A 1,961-nucleotide genomic window follows, 5' to 3' on the forward strand; every position below is an offset into this window, starting at 1 on the left:
CAGCGAGGGACCTCCCTAAATACCCACCCCCTCGTCATCCCGAAGCGCAGCGAGGGACCTTAACCGCAACAACGACCTTTATAATAAATAACCACCCGCTCGTCATCCCGAAGCGCAGCGAGGGACCTCCCTAATAAATAACCATCCGTCCGTCATCCCGAGCGCAGCGAGGGACCTTAAGCGCAGCGAGCGTCCTCACTTCACCGTTCCCTAATCTAGTTACGTTAGCACACTTGTGATATTTATCTTCAGGGATGAAATCCCTGTTAAACTTCTTAAAAGATTTCCTCTCCCTCTTTTTCCCCGAACTATGCGCCGCCTGCGGCACCAATCTCTTCAACAACGAAAAAACAATCTGCACCAACTGCATCTACCATCTACCACTTACTAACTTCCATCTGGATCCACTAAACAAACTCGCCAGGCAACTCTGGGGAAGATTCAAATTCGAGCAAGCATCCGCTTTTGTTTATTTCAGGAAAGGCGGCCGCGTTCAAAACATCATGCATCAGTTGAAATACAATAAAAAGCCGGAAGCCGGATTCAGGATGGGGCAGCTGTATGCCCAAACATTAGCAAGTTCCCCCAGCTGGACAATGCCCGACCTGATCATTCCTGTACCGCTGCATCCGAAAAAGTTAAAGAAACGGGAGTATAATCAAAGCGAGTGCATTGCCCGGGGCATGGCTTCCGTTCTTTTGATTCCTGTAATTTCCGACAATCTGGTACGTATAGAGAATACAGAAACCCAAACGAAAAAATCGCGGTTTGAGAGATATGTAAACCTGGCTAATGGCTTTGAGTGCCGCGATCAAAATACCCTGAAGAAAAAACATATCCTGCTGGTAGATGATGTAATCACAACAGGCGCTACGCTCGAAGCATGCAGCATCATTTTACTTCAAATCGAAGAAGTAAAAATCAGCATTGTGACGCTCGCTTTCGCAGAATAAACAATTTTTTTGCAAATTATTATTCTGATAATCAACAGCTTAAAAAGCATTATGAAATTAGTTGAGAAATAATGTAACTTTTCTCCGCTGAGCGCGTAAAAAAACCCGAGAGCGTTAATTTAGATAGAAAGAGCTGGACACCTTATAGGTTCCGGCTTTTTCTTATTTAAGGGGCTTTTGAACCAGATGACTGCTTATCCTGGCGTAGAGTTCGTTCGGGACGAAAGGTTTCATCACATAACCATCCATTCCACACTCATTAATGGCCTCTAATTCATGAGCAAAAAGAGATGCGGAAAGTGCGACTATAGGCAACTTTTGATATTTACCTCCCAATTTCCTGATCTCCCGGGTAGCTTCCATCCCATCCATCACAGGCATGTGCAGATCCATTAAGACCAGATCAAAATGAGTCGACTGTACTTTTTCGAAGGCTAACTTCCCGTTTTCTGCGAAATCAACTTCTATACCCCACTTGGTAAGCACTTTACTCGCAAGGATCCGGTTTATCTCGTTGTCATCCACTACCAGAATAGAGGCATGTAATTGTTCAAGAGCAGATTTGTTTTCATCCAGAAGGGAAGGTTCCTCAGGCCGGTCAAAATCAATAATAAAACTGAATTTAGAACCTTTTCCGATTTCACTTTCTACGGTAATTTCTGAATTAAATAAATGCAGCAGGCTTTTAGTAATGGCAAGACCCAAACCTGTCCCGCCATACTTACGAGTGGTATCCGAACTTGCCTGGGTATAAGAATCAAAGATATAACCGATTTTTTCGGGTTCAATCCCGATCCCGGTATCGGAAATCTCGAACCGAACATTCACCGTTTTATTAGTTTCCGATACCAGATCGAGCTTCAGCTTAACTTCACCCTTTTCTGTAAATTTGACTGCGTTTCCTAAAAGATTAATGAGAACCTGATACAAGCGTAATTGGTCGCCTTTAACATAAGTTGGAATCCGGTGGTCGATCTCTGATTTCAGGACTACTGGCTTGTCAGCAGT

Annotated in this window: 2 protein-coding genes; one reads left to right on the forward strand and one right to left on the reverse strand. The window is 43.9% G+C overall.

Annotated features, from left to right (window positions below):
- Positions 1-254 precede the first annotated feature (254 nt).
- Complete coding sequence (locus tag WBJ10_RS14710) at positions 255-953, forward strand: ComF family protein (RefSeq protein ID WP_424291605.1); 699 nt, start codon at positions 255-257, stop codon at positions 951-953.
- A 162-nt stretch (positions 954-1,115) separates the two neighbouring features.
- On the opposite strand, the gene WBJ10_RS14715 is transcribed toward WBJ10_RS14710, so the two are convergent.
- The coding region (locus WBJ10_RS14715) for an ATP-binding protein (RefSeq protein WP_424291607.1) at positions 1,116-1,961 on the reverse strand (846 nt) is incomplete at its 5' end.

The sequence above is a fragment of the Daejeonella sp. genome (assembly GCF_049655485.1).
Classification (GTDB): domain Bacteria; phylum Bacteroidota; class Bacteroidia; order Sphingobacteriales; family Sphingobacteriaceae; genus Daejeonella.

Coding starts and splice junctions, on each gene's coding strand:
- WBJ10_RS14710 (WP_424291605.1), top strand. CDS start 255: ATGAAATCCCTGTTAAACTTCTTAAAAGATTTCCTCTCCCTCTTTTTC.